Annotated in this window: 16 protein-coding genes; 8 read left to right on the top strand and 8 right to left on the bottom strand. The window is 52.1% G+C overall.

Annotated elements, in window-relative coordinates; translation table 11 throughout:
* Nucleotides 1-108: 108 nt before the first annotated feature.
* Entirely contained in the window at nucleotides 109-621 is a 513-nt protein-coding gene (locus J2T37_RS05125; RefSeq protein WP_253354249.1) for a hypothetical protein, read from the bottom strand.
* Nucleotides 622-703: 82 nt separating this feature from the next.
* Nucleotides 704-2758, bottom strand: coding sequence for a methionine--tRNA ligase (metG, locus tag J2T37_RS05120; protein ID WP_253354247.1), 2055 nt, complete (start codon nucleotides 2756-2758; stop codon nucleotides 704-706).
* Nucleotides 2759-2900: 142 nt separating this feature from the next.
* Here metG and ftsY point away from each other — a divergent pair, with 142 nt between their 5' ends.
* On the top strand, nucleotides 2901-4850 hold the full coding sequence (gene ftsY, locus J2T37_RS05115; RefSeq protein ID WP_437179450.1) for a signal recognition particle-docking protein FtsY: 1950 nt from the start codon (nucleotides 2901-2903) through the stop codon (nucleotides 4848-4850).
* A 596-nt stretch (nucleotides 4851-5446) separates the two neighbouring features.
* Nucleotides 5447-7285: a glutamine--fructose-6-phosphate transaminase (isomerizing) gene (gene glmS, locus J2T37_RS05110; RefSeq protein WP_253354245.1), complete on the top strand. Its 1839-nt coding sequence runs from the start codon at nucleotides 5447-5449 to the stop codon at nucleotides 7283-7285.
* A gap of 79 nt (nucleotides 7286-7364) precedes the next feature.
* Here glmS and J2T37_RS05105 read toward each other — a convergent pair whose 3' ends face one another.
* Both J2T37_RS05105 and arsC read right to left on the bottom strand, forming a co-directional pair.
* Nucleotides 7365-8021: a YdcF family protein gene (locus J2T37_RS05105; RefSeq protein ID WP_253354243.1), complete on the bottom strand. Its 657-nt coding sequence runs from the start codon at nucleotides 8019-8021 to the stop codon at nucleotides 7365-7367.
* Nucleotides 8022-8121: 100 nt separating this feature from the next.
* Entirely contained in the window at nucleotides 8122-8481 is a 360-nt protein-coding gene (gene arsC, locus J2T37_RS05100; RefSeq protein ID WP_253354324.1) for an arsenate reductase (glutaredoxin), read from the bottom strand.
* 166 nt (nucleotides 8482-8647) lie between these two features.
* Here arsC and J2T37_RS05095 point away from each other — a divergent pair, with 166 nt between their 5' ends.
* The 4 genes from J2T37_RS05095 to J2T37_RS05080 all read left to right on the top strand — a co-directional run bounded on the left by J2T37_RS05095 (nucleotide 8648) and on the right by J2T37_RS05080 (nucleotide 11712).
* Entirely contained in the window at nucleotides 8648-9130 is a 483-nt protein-coding gene (locus J2T37_RS05095; RefSeq protein WP_437179451.1) for a TlpA disulfide reductase family protein, read from the top strand.
* A 361-nt stretch (nucleotides 9131-9491) separates the two neighbouring features.
* Nucleotides 9492-10142 carry a cell division ATP-binding protein FtsE gene (gene ftsE / locus J2T37_RS05090; protein WP_253354240.1) on the top strand — a complete coding sequence of 217 codons (651 nt, stop codon included), beginning with the start codon at nucleotides 9492-9494 and terminating at the stop codon, nucleotides 10140-10142.
* Entirely contained in the window at nucleotides 10139-11056 is a 918-nt protein-coding gene (gene ftsX / locus J2T37_RS05085; protein ID WP_253354238.1) for a permease-like cell division protein FtsX, read from the top strand. The genes ftsE and ftsX overlap by 4 nt, the downstream gene beginning before the upstream one ends.
* Nucleotides 11057-11241: 185 nt before the next feature.
* Nucleotides 11242-11712 (top strand): CinA family protein, encoded by a 471-nt coding sequence (locus J2T37_RS05080; RefSeq protein ID WP_253354236.1) that lies wholly within the window; start codon nucleotides 11242-11244, stop codon nucleotides 11710-11712.
* Between the two features lie 60 nt (nucleotides 11713-11772).
* Here the strand turns inward: J2T37_RS05080 and J2T37_RS05075 are convergent, their stop codons facing one another.
* The 3 genes from J2T37_RS05075 to J2T37_RS05065 all read right to left on the bottom strand — a co-directional run bounded on the left by J2T37_RS05075 (nucleotide 11773) and on the right by J2T37_RS05065 (nucleotide 12862).
* On the bottom strand, nucleotides 11773-11943 hold the full coding sequence (locus tag J2T37_RS05075) for a hypothetical protein (protein ID WP_253354235.1): 171 nt from the start codon (nucleotides 11941-11943) through the stop codon (nucleotides 11773-11775).
* Between the two features lie 244 nt (nucleotides 11944-12187).
* Complete coding sequence (locus tag J2T37_RS05070) at nucleotides 12188-12514, bottom strand: FKBP-type peptidyl-prolyl cis-trans isomerase (RefSeq protein ID WP_253354234.1); 327 nt, start codon at nucleotides 12512-12514, stop codon at nucleotides 12188-12190.
* Nucleotides 12515-12583: 69 nt separating this feature from the next.
* The gene (locus J2T37_RS05065) at nucleotides 12584-12862 is read right to left on the bottom strand and encodes a DUF2061 domain-containing protein (protein WP_253354233.1); all 279 of its coding nucleotides are present in this window, start codon (nucleotides 12860-12862) and stop codon (nucleotides 12584-12586) included.
* Nucleotides 12863-13019: 157 nt separating this feature from the next.
* On the opposite strand from J2T37_RS05065, the gene J2T37_RS05060 reads away from it, so the two are divergent.
* The gene (locus J2T37_RS05060) at nucleotides 13020-13979 is read left to right on the top strand and encodes a D-2-hydroxyacid dehydrogenase (RefSeq protein WP_253354232.1); all 960 of its coding nucleotides are present in this window, start codon (nucleotides 13020-13022) and stop codon (nucleotides 13977-13979) included.
* Between the two features lie 235 nt (nucleotides 13980-14214).
* Here J2T37_RS05060 and gnd read toward each other — a convergent pair whose 3' ends face one another.
* Nucleotides 14215-15663 (bottom strand): decarboxylating NADP(+)-dependent phosphogluconate dehydrogenase, encoded by a 1449-nt coding sequence (gene gnd, locus J2T37_RS05055; RefSeq protein ID WP_253354231.1) that lies wholly within the window; start codon nucleotides 15661-15663, stop codon nucleotides 14215-14217.
* 445 nt (nucleotides 15664-16108) lie between these two features.
* Between gnd and ggt the strand changes: the two genes are divergently transcribed.
* The gene (gene ggt, locus J2T37_RS05050) at nucleotides 16109-17863 is read left to right on the top strand and encodes a gamma-glutamyltransferase (RefSeq protein WP_253354230.1); all 1755 of its coding nucleotides are present in this window, start codon (nucleotides 16109-16111) and stop codon (nucleotides 17861-17863) included.
* The last annotated feature ends 56 nt before the right edge of the window (nucleotides 17864-17919 follow it).

Below are 17919 nucleotides of genomic sequence, written 5' to 3'. Positions count from 1 at the left end.
TTTAAATAATCAGATAAATGGGATTTTTTCGGCGCGTATTATACTTGATTTAGTAAAAATGCCGTCTGAAAAATAATTCAAGTGCGCATATGCCCGCGATACGGGTTCTCAAGATTTTCTGTACCGCATAATGACTAATTTAACAATACGCCACAACAACCATATACCTAAACCAACAGTCAAAGGAAGAATAATAAAAGCCAAACACATTGCTGCAGCCTTCCCTGCCCAATGATTCGGATAGTAATCTAATAAAAAATTCAAAACCAATAAAAAGATAATAAACGAAATACCTGCAACACTTTGGCCTTTAGTTAATTTGTGGGGTAAGCCTAGACGTTCGTTCAAATTCTGCATTTTTTCATCCAAAGCATGAACCCAATCATTACCCGACTCCATATTAATATCATATGAATCTTTTTTATGATTCCGTTGCAGCAATATGCTCAACAACCACAAACCGCATAAAGCAAAACCTAATATTTGGAAAACCAAAGCCCACGGCCATGCGGATAACCAAATGGCCAACACAATCACCACAGCTAAAAAGAACCAAAAAGAAAAAATTGATACAACTGCAACAGCCACCGATATAATCATTCCAATCAAAGCAGCAATCATCTCAATCTCCTTTTTCTAACAAAAAATGCCGTCTGAAAATCATATCATTTTCAGACGGCATTTTCATGATAACAAAAGCGGTTTAGCCCACTTTATCCCCCGGCTGCGCGCCTTCGTCCACATCCAAAAGGCGCAGTTTGCCGTCTTGGGTGGCAGCGGAAAGAATCATGCCTTCGGACATGCCGAATTTGGCCATTTTGCGCGGGGCGAAGTTAGCGACGGCGATTATCATGCGGCCGTTGAGTTCGGCAGGATTCGGGTAGCTGGCGGCAATGCCGGAGAAAATCACGCGTTGCGCAAAACCGAAGTCCAAATCGAATTTCAGCAGTTTGCTGCTGCCTTCGACCGCCTCGCAGTTCAACACTTTGGCCACGCGCATGTCGATTTTCATAAAGTCGTCAAAGCTGGCTTGCTCGGCAACCGGCTCATATGTTGACGCTTCGGCGGCAGGTGCGGCGGCTTGGATGGATTGTTTGTTGGCTTCGATTAAGTCGTCCACCTGTTTTTGCTCCACGCGCTGCATCAGATGCTCGTATTTGTTGATGGTGTGCTCGCCCAAGGTTTCGCGGGTATATGCCCAAGTAAAGGCGGGAATATTCAGGAACGCGGCGGCTTGGGTGGCGACGTTCGGCAATACCGGCGCCAGATAAGCGGTGAGCATGGAGAAGGCGTTAATCAGCTCGCTGCATACTTCATGCAAACGCGCTTCCTGCCCTTCCTGCTTGGCCAATTCCCACGGCTTGTTCGCGTCCACATATTCGTTCACGCTGTCGGCCAGCGCCATGATGTCGCGCAGGGCTTTGGCGTATTCGCGGTTTTCGTAGGACTCGGCGATGTTGTCGCTCTCGGCGGCCAATTTTGCCAGCAATGCGCTGTCGGCCACGTTTTTCAGACGGCCTTCAAAGCGTTTGGCGATAAAACCAGCGGCGCGGGCGGCGATGTTGACGTATTTGCCGACCAAATCGCTGTTCACACGCGAGATAAAGTCTTGCAGATTCAAGTCGATGTCTTCGATTTTGCTGTTGAGCTTGGCGGCGATGTAGTAACGCATCCATTCGGGATTGAGTTTTTGTTCCAAATAGGATTTGGCGGTGATAAACGTGCCGCGCGATTTGGACATTTTTTGGCCGTCCACGGTCAGAAAGCCGTGCGCATACACGCCGCTGGGGGCGCGGTGGCCGCTAAAATGCAGCATGGCCGGCCAGAATAGGGCGTGGAAATACAGAATATCCTTGCCGATAAAGTGGTACATCTCGGTTTGGCTGTCGGCCTTGAAAAATTCTTTGAAATCCAAGCCGATACGGTCGCACAGGTTTTGGAACGAAGCCATGTAGCCCACCGGCGCGTCCAGCCATACATAGAAATATTTGCCCGGCGCATCGGGAATTTCAAAGCCGAAATAGGGCGCGTCGCGGGAAATGTCCCAATCCGACAGCGAAGTTTCGTCGCCCTCGCCCAGCCATTCTTTCATTTTGTTCAAGGCTTCCGGCTGCAAATGCGGCTTGCCGTCGTGCGGGTTGCTGCCGGATGTCCATTCTTTCAGATAATCGGCGCACTCGCCCAATTTGAAGAAGAAGTGTTCCGATTCTTTCAACACCGGTGTCGCACCCGATACGGCGGAATAGGGCTTAATCAGCTCGGTCGGCGCGTAAGTCGTGCCGCACACCTCGCAGTTGTCGCCGTATTGGTCTTGCTCATGGCATTTGGGGCATTCGCCTTTGACGAAACGGTCGGGCAGGAACATCTGCTTTTCCGGGTCAAACAGCTGCTCGATGACGCGGTTTTCGATTTTGCCGTTGGCTTTCAAAGCGCAGTACACCGCCTCGCTGTGGGCTTTGTTTTCCGGCGAATGGGTGGAATAGTAATTGTCGTAGCCGATGAGAAAGCCGGTAAAGTCGGCCAAATGCTCCTCGCGCACGCGGGCAATCATGTCTTCGGGTTTCACACCCTGCTTTTGCGCCGCCAGCATGACGGGCGTGCCGTGGGTATCATCGGCGCAGCAGTAGTAGCACTCGTTGCCGCGCAATTTTTGAAAACGCACCCAGACGTCGGTTTGGATATGCTCGACCATGTGGCCGAGGTGGATGCTGCCGTTGGCATAGGGCAGCGCGGAAGTGACCAGAATTTTGCGTGTCATGGTTAGGCTTTGGAATCAAGTAAAAATAATGGGGAATTATACCGCAAATAGCCGTCTGAAAACTTTGTTTCAGACGGCCTTTTATCGGCAAAATACGCTACAATATGTCTTATTCAAGCATTTATCTTTAAAAGGAACATTCATGGCCTTGTTTGATTTCTTCCGCCGTAAGAAAAAACAGGAAACCCCCGAACCGCCCGTGCAAACGGTTGACACTATCGAACAAGCCGCCGAAGCTGCACCCGAAGCGGTCGAAGAAGCCGCGCAAGCCGTGGCCGAGCCGGTGGTTTTGGAAGAAAGCGGTCAGGATTTGGCCGATACGTTGGCAGCGGTGGAAAACGCGCTGGCGGAAGATACGCCGGATATTTCGGCGATTGTCAGCGAAGCCGTGGCCGATGATACGGCGCAGGCGGCGGAAAATCAGCTGTCGCCCGAAGCAGCGCAGCCCGTGGCAGACAAAGCAGATATTGTGGCACAAACTGAATCCGCAACGGCAGAGGCAAATGAAAAATCATCCGTTTCTGATGAAATTCAATCAGTTGATGATACAGCCGTGCAGACCACAGAGCCGTCTGAAACCGCACAAGAGCCGCTGATTCAGACGGCCTCCGACCGTCAATCCGCCATGCCGTCTGAACAAGCGGCCGACGAAAACAGCGCTTCAGCACAAACCGAAATCGTGGCAGAAGTCCAAACCGAAGCGGCAGACATACCTGCCGACAGCCAAACGCAAACGGCTGATGTTGCAGCCGCCGATTCGGTAGTGGAAACAGCCGAGGCGGTTACTCCGGCTGAAAATACAAAAAATGATATTTCTTCGGAAATTCAGTTAGTTGATGATACGGAAGCGCAGAATCATACGGCGCAGGCGGCAGATTTTCAGACGGCCTCCGTTACCGAAAGTGTAGCGGATACGGCGGATATGCCGTCTGAACATTCTGCTGTTCCGCCAAGCGCAGCCGAAGCAACAGAAATGCTGTCGGAAGCGGAAGAAGAAGCCATGGCAGAAGCTGCCGTAGCCGATACAAGCGCAGAGGAAGTAACCATCGCAAGCGAAGAAACTGCCGAAATTGCAGAATCCGCCACCATCCAAACCGACACGGCAGGCGAAGCGGCAGAAACCTTAGCAGCAGTTACCGCCCCAACCGAACCCATTACCGAAGCTGAAACTACCCCTGCCAAAACCGGCTGGGCGGCGCGTTTGAAACAGGGTTTGAGCAAATCGCGCGACAAGATGGCCAAATCGCTGGCAGGCGTGTTCGGCGGCGGCAAGATTGACGAGGATTTGTACGAAGAGCTGGAAACCGTATTGATTACCAGCGACATGGGCATGGAAGCGACCAATGCGCTGATGAAAGACGTGCGTGACCGCGTGTCACTCAAGGGTTTGAAAGATGGCGCGGAGCTGCGCGGCGCCCTGAAAGAAGCAGTGTACGATTTGATTAAACCGCTGGAACAACCTTTGGTCTTGCCTGAGGGCAAAACGCCGTTTGTGATTATGCTGGCTGGGATTAACGGCGCGGGCAAAACCACCTCCATCGGCAAGCTGGCCAAATATTTCCAAGCGCAGGGCAAATCGGTATTGCTGGCGGCGGGCGATACCTTCCGCGCGGCGGCGCGCGAGCAGTTGCAGGAATGGGGCGAACGCAATAATGTGACTGTGATTTCGCAGACCACGGGCGATTCGGCGGCGGTGTGTTTTGATGCCGTGCAAGCTGCCAAAGCGCGCGGCATTGATGTGGTGCTGGCCGATACCGCCGGTCGTCTTCCGACGCAGCTACATCTGATGGAGGAAATCAAAAAGGTCAAACGCGTATTGCAAAAAGCCATGCCCGATGCGCCGCATGAAATCATTGTGGTCTTGGACGCCAATATCGGTCAAAACGCGGTCAACCAAGTCAAAGCCTTTGACGACGCGCTGGGCTTGACCGGCCTGATTGTCACCAAGCTCGATGGCACGGCCAAGGGCGGCGTGTTGGCGGCGCTGGCCTCCAACCGCCCGATTCCGGTGCGCTATATCGGCGTGGGCGAGGGCATAGACGATTTACGCCCGTTTGACGCGCGCGCGTTTGTGGATGCGTTGTTGGATTAAGAATCTGTCTATTTCCATCTACAAGAGGCCGTCTGAATCCTAAAATTTCTATTCAGACGGCCTTTTTCTATTGGAAAAATTCGGAAAAATCCGCATATTTCAATATACTTGGTACACCTTGCTTTTTTTTACCCTGCTTAGCCAAAATTTGGCAAAAAACATCATTTCCATGGATAAAAACCATTACTCTAACGGGATTCAAGTAAAAAAATGTAGGACTGAAAAACCAAGCGGTCTTTCTCTTTTTGAACATAAAACAGAATACATTTCTTAGAATTTTTTTATTTCTGTTTTAAAACAATATATTATCCATACCTACTATTTAAAAAATAATGACGCTTCTGATTTTTTCCAATCGGCGTATCCTCCCCGTTTAAATTCAGTCAACAACCGTTCGGCGCAGAAATGCTGTCGGAACACCAAAAGTCATATAATAACGCCGATGCATGACTGTGCAGCCCTTTGATTGGAAAATCAAACGGATACAGGCATATGACATTGAACCAAACGGCTGTCTCACAGTCTAACCCCAATGCTCCGTACCGTCTGAAAGTCAGCAGCACGGATTTTTACCAACCTGATACTAAGGAACTTTTATGTGCGGTATCGTCGGCGCCATCCGCGCCAACCACAATGTAGTCGATTTTTTAACTGACGGCCTCAAACGCCTGGAATATCGCGGCTATGACTCTTCGGGCATTGCCGTTCACACCGGCGAAAAAATCCGCCGCGTGCGCCGCGTCGGTCGCGTGCAACTGATGGAAGACGCAGCCCGCGAAAAAGGCATTCACGGCCATCTCGGTATCGGCCATACCCGCTGGGCCACCCACGGCGGCGTCACCGAGCCCAACGCCCACCCTCATATTTCGGGCGGCATGATTGCCGTGGTACACAACGGCATTATTGAAAACTTTGAAGCCGAGCGCGAGCGTCTGCAAGGTTTGGGCTATGTGTTTGAATCGCAAACCGACACCGAAGTCATCGCCCACAGCGTCAATCACGAATATGCGCTCAACGGCGGCAACCTGTTTGAAGCGGTCAAATCCGCCACCAAAAATTTCCACGGCGCATATGCAATTGCGGTCATTTCCCAAGAAAACGACAAAGAAATGGTCGTGGCGCGCATGGGCTGCCCGCTCTTGGTAGCATTTGGCGAACACGAGACTTTTATCGCCTCCGACGTATCGGCGGTGATTGCGTTTACCCGCAAAATTTCTTATTTGGAAGACGGCGACATCGCCTTGCTGAACGCCGACGGCATTATCAAACTCATCGACAAAACAGGTGCCGAAGCTGACCGTCAGGTCAAAGTATCCGAGCTGTCGCTGGCCTCTTTGGAATTGGGCCCGTACAGCCACTTTATGCAAAAAGAAATCCACGAGCAGCCGCGTGCGATTGCCGATACCGCCGAAGTCTTTTTGGACGGCGGTTTCGAGCCGGAAAACTTCGGCCTGAAAGCGCGCGAAGTGTTTAACGACATCACCGGCATTAAAATCTTGGCCTGCGGCACGTCTTACTACGCCGCGCTGACCGCCAAATACTGGCTGGAAGGCATCGCCAAAATGCCGACCGATGTGGAAATCGCCAGCGAATACCGCTACCGCGAAGTGATTGCAGACCCGAAACAGCTGGTCATCACCATTTCCCAATCCGGCGAAACGCTGGACACCATGGAAGCGTTGAAATATGCGCAGTCTTTGGGTCAAACCCACAGCCTGTCCATCTGCAACGTGATGGAATCCGCCCTGCCGCGCGAAAGCGAATTGGTGTTGTACACCCGCGCCGGTGCGGAAATCGGCGTGGCCTCAACCAAAGCGTTTACCACCCAGCTGGTTGCCCTGTTCGGCCTGGCCGTGACCTTGGGCAAACTGCGCGGTTTCGTGTCTGACGAGCAGGCTGCCGAATATGTGGAAGAATTGCGCCAACTGCCGGGCAGCATCCAACATGCCTTGAACCTCGAGCCGCAAATCGCGGCTTGGGCGCAAAAGTTTGCCAAGAAAAACAGCGCTTTGTTCTTAGGCCGCGGCATCCACTTCCCGATTGCGCTGGAAGGTGCGTTGAAGCTGAAAGAAATCACCTACATCCACGCCGAAGCCTACCCCGCAGGCGAACTGAAACACGGCCCGCTGGCGCTGGTGGATGAAAACATGCCGGTGGTGGTGATTGCACCCAACGATACGCTGTTGGACAAAGTGAAAGCCAATATGCAGGAAGTCGGCGCACGCGGCGGCGAGCTGTTTGTGTTTACCGATTTGGACAGCAATTTTGCCGAAGGCGAAGGCGTGCATGTGATTCGTACTCCGCGTCATGTCGGCGTGTTGTCACCGGTGGTGCACACCATTCCGGTGCAACTGTTGTCTTACCATACCGCATTGGCGCGTGGTACCGATGTGGACAAACCACGTAATCTGGCCAAATCCGTTACCGTAGAATAACGGGTTTGCGCCAAACAAAAAGGCCGTCTGAAACAAAAATCTGTTTCAGACGGCCTTTTGTTTTTTCCAAACGATGAGTTCACATACCGCGCAAAACCGCCAAAATACGATCACCCCAGCTTTCGCAACGGTACACAAACAGCGCATAACTTTCTTGCAACAAAAACCGTCGGCTTTCTTCGTTTTGGTCGAACAAGGTGGTCGGCGTGGCCGACACATCGGCCTGAATTCCAAAATCCTGCGCAATGGCGCGGGCGCGGGCGAGGTGGTAAGGGTCGCTGACAATCACGATATTTTCAATGCCGTTGGCGCGTAACACTGGGCGGATATTGCGCAGGTTTTCATAGGTGCTGCGCGAGGTATTTTCAAACAGGATGTCTTTGGCGGGAATCCCCTGTTTCAAGGCATAGCGCCGCCCCACTTCGGCCTCGGTCATATAGCCTTTTTTCGGCGTGCCGCCGGTAAAGACGATTTTATCCACACGGTGGCTTTGGTACAGGGTAATCGCGTGATTAATGCGCTCGCGGAACACGGGGGAAGGGCGTTTGTCCCACGCCGCCGCACCCAAAACCACGGCGGCATCGGCATGCTCCCCCAACGGCAGCGTGCGCTGTCCGGTACGGTACACCTGCCACACGGTCGCGGCAAAGGCGGCGGCAATCAGCAGGATACTGAGTGCCAAGCCGCGCAGCAGGTAGTAGCGCAAACCGCTTTTGCTGTGGAACAGTCGGAGCATGGGTTTCAGACGGCCTCTCTAAGCTGTGGATAATTAACTTGTCGGCAAAAATGGTTGTGGATGGATAGGCAATGGCGGGTTTTCCCCCTGCGCATTCGTATTACGGCAGCAGCGCGGCGATATTTTCCAGCGGACGGCCGATGACCGCTTTATCCGCCGTCACCAAAATCGGCCGCTCCAGCAGGGCGGGATGTTCGGCGATGGCGTGCAACAAATCATCGTTGCTTAAAGCCGGATTGTCCAAACCTAATTCTTTGTATAGCGCGTCTTTCGTGCGCATCATGCCGCGAACGGAATCTAAGCCGAGCTTGCGGTAAATCCCGGTCAATGTGGATAAGTCGGGCGGCGTATCCAGATAGCGCACGGTTTCAAAAGCAATCCCGCGCTCTTCCAATAAAGCCAACGCCGCACGCGATTTACCGCAGCGGTTGTTGTGGTACAAGATAAATTCAGACGGCATGGGATAACTCATTTCCATAATAACGGCAGCCCCTGCATTATCAACCGCCTTGCCGCTTTACTCAACCGCTATTGCAAAAAACCAACACCTTGATTCCGGCTAAATAACAGGCCGTCTGAACGGGGTACAATAAGCAGACATTTTTCTAAAGGATGGTATCGTGAAGATTTTATCTGTTGCTTTTGCGGGCGTATTGGCTGTTTTCGGTCTGAATACTTTTACTACCGCCGCCGAGCTGGAAAGCTGGAACAAACCCGCCACGCAATCTTTGTCCGCGCTCAAAGCGCCCGTGCGCGTGGTGAACCTGTGGGCAACTTGGTGCGGGCCGTGCCGCAAGGAAATGCCGGTAATGTCGGCTTGGTACAAAGCGCAGAAAAAGGGCAGTGTGGACATGGTCGGCATTGCTCTGGATTCTGCCGACAATATCGGTAAATTCCTCAAGCAGACGCCAGTGGCGTATCCAATTTGGCGCTACACCGGCAGCAACAGCCGCCAGTTTATGAAATCACTGGGCAATCAGGTCGGCGTATTGCCGTTTACCGTGGTGGAAATGCCCAAATGCGGCTACCGGCAAATGATGACAGGCGAGGTTAATGCGCAAAATTTGAATGCGGCGGTCGCGGCGGCACGGGCGAAATGCAAAGGGTAACGGTAAACAGGGCTTAATCGGCATTTAGCCGCCTGATGTCATTTCCCTGCGCATATTGTGGATAATTTCCATATCGCTTTTCATGCCGTCTGAAAATCCATCCGGCTACACTCGGCTACGCTTTTTCGCATTCCTGCAACAGCCTGTTTGTTTCACTATCTAAATCATGTTGAAACCTTTATAATTCGGGCAAAACCTATTTTTTCAGACGGCCTGTTCAATCAAATTTTGAGGTTTGAACGGTATATCTGCTGCAAATCGCAGGCTGTAAATTGACCGGTCAAGCCTGTGGATAATTCTGTGGAAATTTTACAAATTCCACTTAGGCCGTCTGAAAATCCACTCTTTTTCAGGAATTTCCATGATTCGTTTCGAGCAAGTTTCCAAGACCTACCCCGGCGGTTTTGAAGCCCTGAAAAACGTCAGCTTCCAAATCAACAAAGGCGAGATGATTTTTATCGCCGGCCATTCCGGTTCGGGCAAATCCACCGTGTTGAAGCTGATTTCCGGCATTACCAAGCCGAGCAAAGGCAAGGTGTGGTTCAACAATCAGGATTTGGGCAGCCTTAATGACAACCAAATCGGCTTTATGCGCCAGCACATCGGTATTGTGTTTCAAGACCACAAAATCCTCTACGACCGCAATGTATTGCAAAACGTCATCCTGCCACTGCGGATTATCGGCTACCAGCCGCGTAAAGCGGAAGAGCGGGCTCGGATTGCGATTGAGAAAGTCGGTTTGAAAGGCCGCGAGCTGGACGACCCCGTTACCCTATCCGGCGGCGAGCAGCAGCGCCTGTGTATCGCCCGCGCCGTGGTGCACCAACCCAGCCTGCTGATTGCCGACGAGCCTTCCGCCAACCTCGACCGCGCCTACGCGCTCGACATCATGGAATTGTTCAAAACCTTCCACGAAGCGGGTACCACCGTCATCGTGGCTGCGCACGACGAAACGCTGATGGCCGACTACGGCCACCGCATTATGCGCCTGCAGAAAGGACGGCTGGCATGAGCATGGTTCATTATCTTTCGCTACACGTCGAATCCGCGCGTATTGCCCTCAAAGACCTGCTGCGCCAGCCTTTCGGCACGCTCCTGACGCTCTTGATGCTGGCAGTGGCCATGACCCTGCCGCTGTTTCTCTATCTGGGCGTACAAAGCGGGCAGAGCGTGTTGGGCAAGCTCAACGAGTCGCCGCAGATTACGCTGTATATGGACACCGCCACCGCCCAAGCCGACAATGATACGGTGCAAAACCTGCTGCAACGCGACAAGCGCATTGAAAAAATCCGCTTTATCGGCAAGCAAGAAGGCTTGGAAGAGCTGCAAACCAATCTCGACCAAAATTTGGTTTCCATGCTGGATGAAAACCCGCTGCCGGATGTGTTTATCGTGACCCCCGTTGCCAACACCAGCCCCCAAGAAATGCAGGCGGTGTATGCCGATGTGGGCAAACTGCCGATGGTGGAATCGGCAACGATGGATACCGAATGGGTGCAGACGCTGTATCAGATTAACGAATTTATCCGCAAGATTTTGTGGTTTTTGGCGGTCACGCTGGGCATGGCCTTTGTTTTGGTGGCGCATAACACCATCCGCCTGCAAATCCTCAGCCGCAAGGAAGAATTGGAAATCACCAAACTCTTGGGTGCACCCGCTTCGTTTATCCGCCGCCCGTTTCTGTATCAGGCGGTATGGCAGAGCCTGTTTTCCGCCGCCGTCAGCCTCGGCTTGTGCGGCTGGTTGCTAAGCGCGGTGCGACCGCTGGTGGACGCCATTTTCAAACCCTACGGCTTGAACATCGGCTGGCGCTTTTTCAATTTCAGCGAAATTGCATTGGTATTATTTCTAGTCATTGCGCTGGGCGTCTTCGGCGCATGGCTGGCCACCACGCAGCATTTGCTGGGGTTTAAAGCGAAGAAATAAGGTTGTAGATAAAATGCCGTCTGAAAATATTTTCAGGCGGCATTTTTTATCGGCTGAATATAAGCCCTACTATCTGTTTCATCAATCAAAAAATGTATAGTCATCTGTGTTTCAGACGGCCTGTTATCCACCCGCTGTTTTAAGCGTACAATCACCCTGAAGCTATTTTTCCGCAGAGCCTGACCATGAACACCGCCTTAGAAAAAATCGCCGCCCATTTAACCCGACACCGCCAAAGCGTCACCTGTGCCGAATCCTGCACCGGCGGGCTGCTGGCGGGCGCGTTGACCTCGATTGCGGGCAGCTCGCTTTGGTTTAACCAAAGCTTTGTCACTTACAGCAACCAAGCCAAGCAAAACCTGCTCGGCGTATCGGCGCAAACCCTGCTGCAACACGGCGCGGTCAGCCGCGAAACCGTGCTCGAAATGGCCGCCGGCGCCAAAGCCGCTGCCGGAGCCGATTACGCCCTGAGCGTGTCCGGCATTGCCGGGCCGGGCGGTGGTACGCCGGACAAGCCGGTGGGTACGGTGTGGTTTGGTTTGTCCACACCTGCCGAATCGCTGGCGTGCATTAAATTATTCACAGGTGACCGCGAACAGGTGCGGCAGCAGGCGGTGGACTTTGCGCTGGATTGGCTGGCGCAGCATTTGGTTTAAATCACATCCGCCAAACAAAAAGCCCGCATAAAGCGGGCTTTTCTCTGGGAGTGGGCGGCCTTACTCGGCGGCGCTGGCCGCAGTTTGCGGCGCAGAAGCGTCGGTTGTGGTCACAGTTTCAGTGATTTGATCTTGGGAAGCCGCAGTCGTTTGGGCGGCTTTCTCAGCTTGAGCAGCCATCACAGTGGTGGACAATACAGCGGCAACCAACAGGGCGGTCATTTTTTTCATAAAGATTTCCTTCTTCAAATTATGGTCTCATTGTTAAATATATCCTGCGTCATTTTTGCAGCATATGTACCATAAGAGCCGCCCTAAGCCGAAAAGTTCATTCCTTTTTTAAAATTTATTTATATAATTCAATATTATATATTTTATATGGGTAAAATTACCCGGTTTGGCAACATAAAAGGCCGTCTGAAAAATCTGCCTGACATGCAGTTTTTCAGACGGCCTTTGCGGGCTAAGGGCTTATTTATTCGTACACTTTCAACAATTCCACCTCAAACACCAGCGTGGCGTTCGGTGGAATCACGCCGCCCGCACCGCGTGCGCCGTAACCCATTTCCGGCGGAATGGTCAGCTTACGTTTGCCGCCTTCTTTCATGCCGCCGAAACCTTCGTCCCAACCGGAAATCACCTGACCCACGCCCAGCGTGATGGTCAGCGGTTGGCGGCGATCCAAGCTGGAATCGAATTTGGTGCCGTCTTGCAGCCAGCCGGTATAGTGCACGGTGATTTCTTTGCCTTTCACGGCTTCTTTGCCGCTGCCTTCTTGCAGGTCTTCAATAATCAGACTCATCGTATTTCCTTTATACGGGATGTGGAGAATGCTTTAAGAGCGGTTGACATTTCATCATGCGGCATCTTTTCACACGAAAATCTGCTTCGCGGATGAAGTGTCAACAGCTCCTAGCGTACCACATTTGCTATCGGTATGCAGCGGTGCGGCAACCTTATCCGCCTGCTTGTTTGCCCGATGGCGCTCGTGTCGCGCCCACGCTTTTTCGTGAAAATAAAACACCACTGTATTCACCAGCGGCTCAATCAGCGCCACCGCGCCGGAAACGCCGAAACTGCCGGTTAAAGTATAGGTCACGCCGAATGCCACGCTAAAATGCAATATTGCAAAAGTCAGGGTTTTCAACATAATATGGATTCCTGTATCGTTTGGTTTGAAGCTGTTTGAATTGTCTTATTGGTTATCCATATGATAATGATTCCAAGCGCTAAAACGAAGTTGGCTATTTTTATCTACAATTAGCCAAAAACAATCATTTTATAAATCTCAATAGAAATAGATAAGCATGAAAACCCTAAGCCCGCTGAAAATCGTCGTGCTCGACCGCGACACCCTGCCCGAGCGCGAATTCGTCTTTAATTTTGAACACGAGCTGGTCAGCTACGGCGCTACCCGTCCCGATGACACCGCTGCCCGTATCCAAGGCGCGGACATCATCATTACCAACAAAGTCGTCATCAACGCCGAAGCCATCGCCGCCAATCCGCAACTCAAGCTGATTGCCGTCACCGCAACCGGCGTCAACAACGTGGATACCGCCGCCGCCAAAGCCGCAGGGATTACCGTCTGCAACGTGCGCGCCTACGGCAACGAATCCGTGGCCGAACACGCCTTTATGCTGATGATTGCCCTAATGCGCAACCTGCCCGCCTATCAGCGCGACGTTTCAGACGGCCTATGGCAGCAATCGCCGTTTTTCTGTCATTACGGCGCACCCATGCGCGATTTGAACGGTAAAACCCTGGCCATTTTCGGGCGCGGCGGTATCGGCAGCGTACTGGCCACTTATGCACAGGCGTTTAAGATGAACGTCATCTTCGCCGAACACAAACACGCCGCCAACGTGCGCGAGGGTTATGTCTCCTTTGCGCAAGCCCTGCAAAGCGCCGATGTGATTTCGCTGCATTGCCCGCTAAACGAGCAGACCGCCGATATGATAGGCTGCGCCGAGCTGCAACAGATGAAACCGTCCGCCATCCTCATCAACTGCGGACGCGGCGGTCTCGTTAACGAAAGCGCCCTGCTGGAAGCGCTGCAAAACGGACAGCTCGGCGGCGCCGGCGTGGATGTGCTCACCGAAGAGCCGCCACGCAACAGCAATCCTCTGCTGGAAGCTGACCTGCCCAACTTGATTATTACCCCGCATGTCGCCTGGGCCAGCCGTGAAGCAATGAACCGCCTGTTTGATATTTTGCAGGAGAATGTGAACAACTTTGCCGCAGGCAAGCCGCAGAATGTGGTGTAATTGCAGGCATGATTTAAAATCCTGTGGATAAAATTGTGCGCAATTTAACAAGGCCGTCTGAAATTCAGACGGCCTTGTTATTTTATTTTTTTATTTTCAAATAATTAATAACGGATTTATGGCTGTTTTACGGTTTTCTGAAAAGTGGACAATTTTATCCGGATTCTCAAAGAATAAAGGCCGTCTGAACGATTTGAATCATTCAGACGGCCTTTAGCCATGTTCACACCATCAATTAAATATCATACGTCGTCGAAGCGGTATCGCCGCCTTTACCCGTCCAATTGGTGTGGAAAAACTCGCCACGCGGACGGTCGGTACGCTCATAAGTATGGGCGCCGAAATAGTCGCGTTGGGCTTGCAGCAGGTTCGCCGGCAGACGTTCGGTGGTGTAACCGTCGAGGAAAGTGATGGCAGCGGCCATACACGGCATGGCGATGCCGCTTTCAATGGCTTTGGCCACAACTTTGCGCCATGCAGGAAGGCAGCTTTCCAAAATGCCTTTGAAATACGGATCGGAACCCAAGAACACCAAATCCGGATTGGCTTCGTAAGCGTCACGGATGTTGCCCAAGAAGGCGCTGCGGATAATGCAGCCTTCACGCCACAAAAGGGCGGTGTTGCCGTAGTTCAGCGCCCAATCGTTGGTTTCGCTGGCTTCGCGAATCAGCATAAAGCCTTGCGCGTAGGAAATGATTTTGGAGGCCAGCAACGCTTGGCGCAGGGCGTTGACCCACTCGGCTTTATCGCCCTCAACCGGCGCAATGGTTTTGCCGAACAGCTTGCCGGCTTGGATACGCTGATCTTTAAAGGCGGACACGCAGCGGGCGAATACGGCCTCGGTAATCAGGGTCAACGGAATGCCCAAGTCGAGGGCGTTGATACCGGTCCATTTCCCGGTACCTTTTTGGCCGGCGGTATCGAGGATTTTTTCTACCAGCGGTTCGCCGTTTTCGTCTTTATAGCCAAAGATGTCGGCAGTAATCTGAATCAGGTAGGAATCCAGCTCGGTTTTGTTCCATTCGCTGAAAATCAGGTGCATTTCATCGTCAGACAGACCCAAGCCGTCTTTCATGAATTGGTAGGCTTCGCAAATCAACTGCATGTCGCCGTATTCGATGCCGTTGTGCACCATTTTGACGAAGTGGCCGGCACCGTCGCGGCCGACCCAGTCGCAACAAGGCTCGCCTTGCGGGGTTTTAGCAGCAATGGCCTGGAAAATCGGCTTGATTTCCGGCCATGCGGATTCGTCGCCGCCCGGCATGATAGACGGGCCGTGGCGCGCGCCTTCTTCGCCGCCGGAGACACCTGCGCCGATAAAGCGGATGCCTTTTTCAGCCAAGTAATGCGTGCGGCGGGTAGAGTCGGGGAAGTTGGCGTTACCGCCGTCAATAATGATGTCGCCTTTATCGAGTAAGGGAACCAACTGTTCGATAAAATCGTCAACTACTTGACCGGCACGAACCATCAGCATGATTTTTCTTGGTTTTTCTAATTTATCCACCAAATCCTGCAATGAATGCGCACCGATAACGTTGGTACCTTTGGCGGCACCGTTGAGAAAATCATCTACTTTGCTGACTGTGCGGTTGAATGCAACGACTTTAAAACCTTTGTCGTTCATATTCAAAATCAGGTTTTGACCCATAACGGCCAAGCCGATTACGCCGATATCGCCTTTCATAAAGAGGGAACTCCGTTATTAATTTAATCTATCGGGCAATACTCTACCCGATTTACAGTTGTTTAACAATCCTTAACTTTTTAATTTTTTGAAAAGGTTGCTTTACGTTTGCAACTTTTCCGGAAATCCGGAAGACAGAACAATATTTAAGATTTAAATATAAATAGATGATTATGTTGAGTCGGCTTTATTATTGTGGGTAAGTTTTATTGCTTTTATTTTTTAAATAGTTAGCTCTATTTTTAGGTTTCGGAAAATATGACTTGGATATTGTTTACAAATGGGGATAACTTTTCGTGAAATACTGATTCTGTGGATAAAAAAGATATACACACATGCCTGCTTTAGGGTTTTGCCTTGCGAGTGAAATTTTTTCATGTATAGTCCTAACCTGTTTCGGCCGGTTCAAACTGAAAAGGCCGTCTGAAAGAAAGGGAGTAAAGCGATGAAATCATGGTTATGTATCGGCGTTTTGGCGGCTGTATTGTCGGGCTGCGCTGCACAACCGTCTGCAAGCATTCAGACGGCCTCTGCGGACAACCATGCGCCGGAACGGGGAACCGGGCTGACCGAGCAAAAATTGGTACGCGCCAAGCAGTTTATGGCGGCTTCGGCCAATCCGTTGGCGACGGAGGCCGGGTATGCTGTTTTAAAACGCGGCGGCAGCGCGGTGGACGCGATGATTACCATGCAGACGGTATTGGGTCTGACCGAGCCGCAATCTTCCGGCTTGGGCGGCGGCGCGTTTGTGGTGTATTGGGACAATCAGGCGAAAAAGCTAACGACATTCGATGCACGGGAAACAGCGCCGCAAGCGGTAACGCCGCAATGGTTTTTGGATGAAAACGGCAAGCCTTTGGGCTTTATGCAGGCGGTGGTGGACGGCCGTTCGGTCGGCGTGCCGGGCGTGCCGAAATTATTGGAAGATATGCACAAGCGTTATGGCCGTCTGAAATGGGCGGCTTTGTTTGAGCAACCCATCCGTTTGGCCGAAACGGGCTTTACTGTTTCACCGCGCATGGCGAAGTCTATCGAACAAAATCAGCAGTATTTGCAGCGTTATCCGCAAACGGCGGCCTATTTTATACCTGACGGAAAACCGTTGGCCGCCGGTACGCTGTTGAAAAATCCGGCATTTGCCCGCTCTGTCCGCCTCTTGGCCGAGCAGGGCAGCGCGCCGTTTTACCGGGGCGCTTTGGCGCGTAATATTGTGAATGCGGTCAACAATGCGGCGGATAATCCGGGAAAAATCAGTTTGGCCGATTTGAAAAGTTACCGCGTAATCGAACGCACGCCGGTTTGTGCGCCATATCGGGAATATGAGCTTTGCGGGGTGGGGGCGCCCAGCGCCGGGGCGGTGGCTCTGGGGGAAATTTTCGGTATTTTGCAGCAGCAGGACATGAAGGCTTTGGGAGCGGAAAATATCCACAGCTGGCGGTGGTTGGGCGATGCATCGCGGATTGCTTTTGCCGACCGCGATGCTTATATTGGCGATCCGGCTTTTGTAAAAGTACCGACCGAAGCCTTACTCAGCCCTAGCTATTTGCAGGCGCGGGCGGAAGACATCCGACAGACGGATAAGGCGTTGCCGAGTGTGAAAGCGGGGGTGTTCCAAACGCAATATGCGCAAGGGCTTGCTCCGGAGCTGCCCTCGACCAGTCATATCGTGGTTGTGGATAAAGAAGGTAATGTCCTTTCCATGACTACGTCGATTGAAAATGCGTTCGGCTCGACCTTGATGGCCAACGGTTATTTGTTGAACAATGAATTGACTGACTTTGCTTTTAATCCACAAGGCGCAGACAGGAAAAGCGTTGCCAACAGCGTGGCGGGCGGCAAACGGCCGCGCTCGTCTATGGCACCGACCATTGTGCTGAAAAACGGCATGCCGTATTTGGCGCTCGGTTCGCCCGGCGGCAGCCGTATCATAGGCTTTGTTGCCAAAACTTTGGTGGCGCATTTGGATTGGGGTATGGATATTCAGACGGCCATTGCCTATCCGAATCTGCTCAATCGCGGTTATGCGTATGAAATTGAAGAGCATACGGCGGCAGCGGCAAAAGCGGCGGCATTGGAAGACTTGGGTTATAAAGTTCAGGTACGCGATTTGAATTCCGGGGTTCAGGGAATTGTCATCGGCCGAGACGGTTTGCAGGGTGGTGCGGATCCGCGACGGGAAGGCAAAGTCATGGGCGATTGAATTGCTTGTATAAATAGGCTGATAACTCAGGGGTAAGTTGTGGATATTTTGTGTAT

Origin of the sequence: Neisseria perflava, assembly GCF_024170405.1 — a bacterium.
In the GTDB taxonomy this organism is placed as follows: Bacteria; Pseudomonadota; Gammaproteobacteria; order Burkholderiales; family Neisseriaceae; genus Neisseria; species Neisseria perflava_B.
Note: the sequence above shows the minus strand (reverse complement) of the source record. Positions and strands in the feature narration are given on the sequence as shown.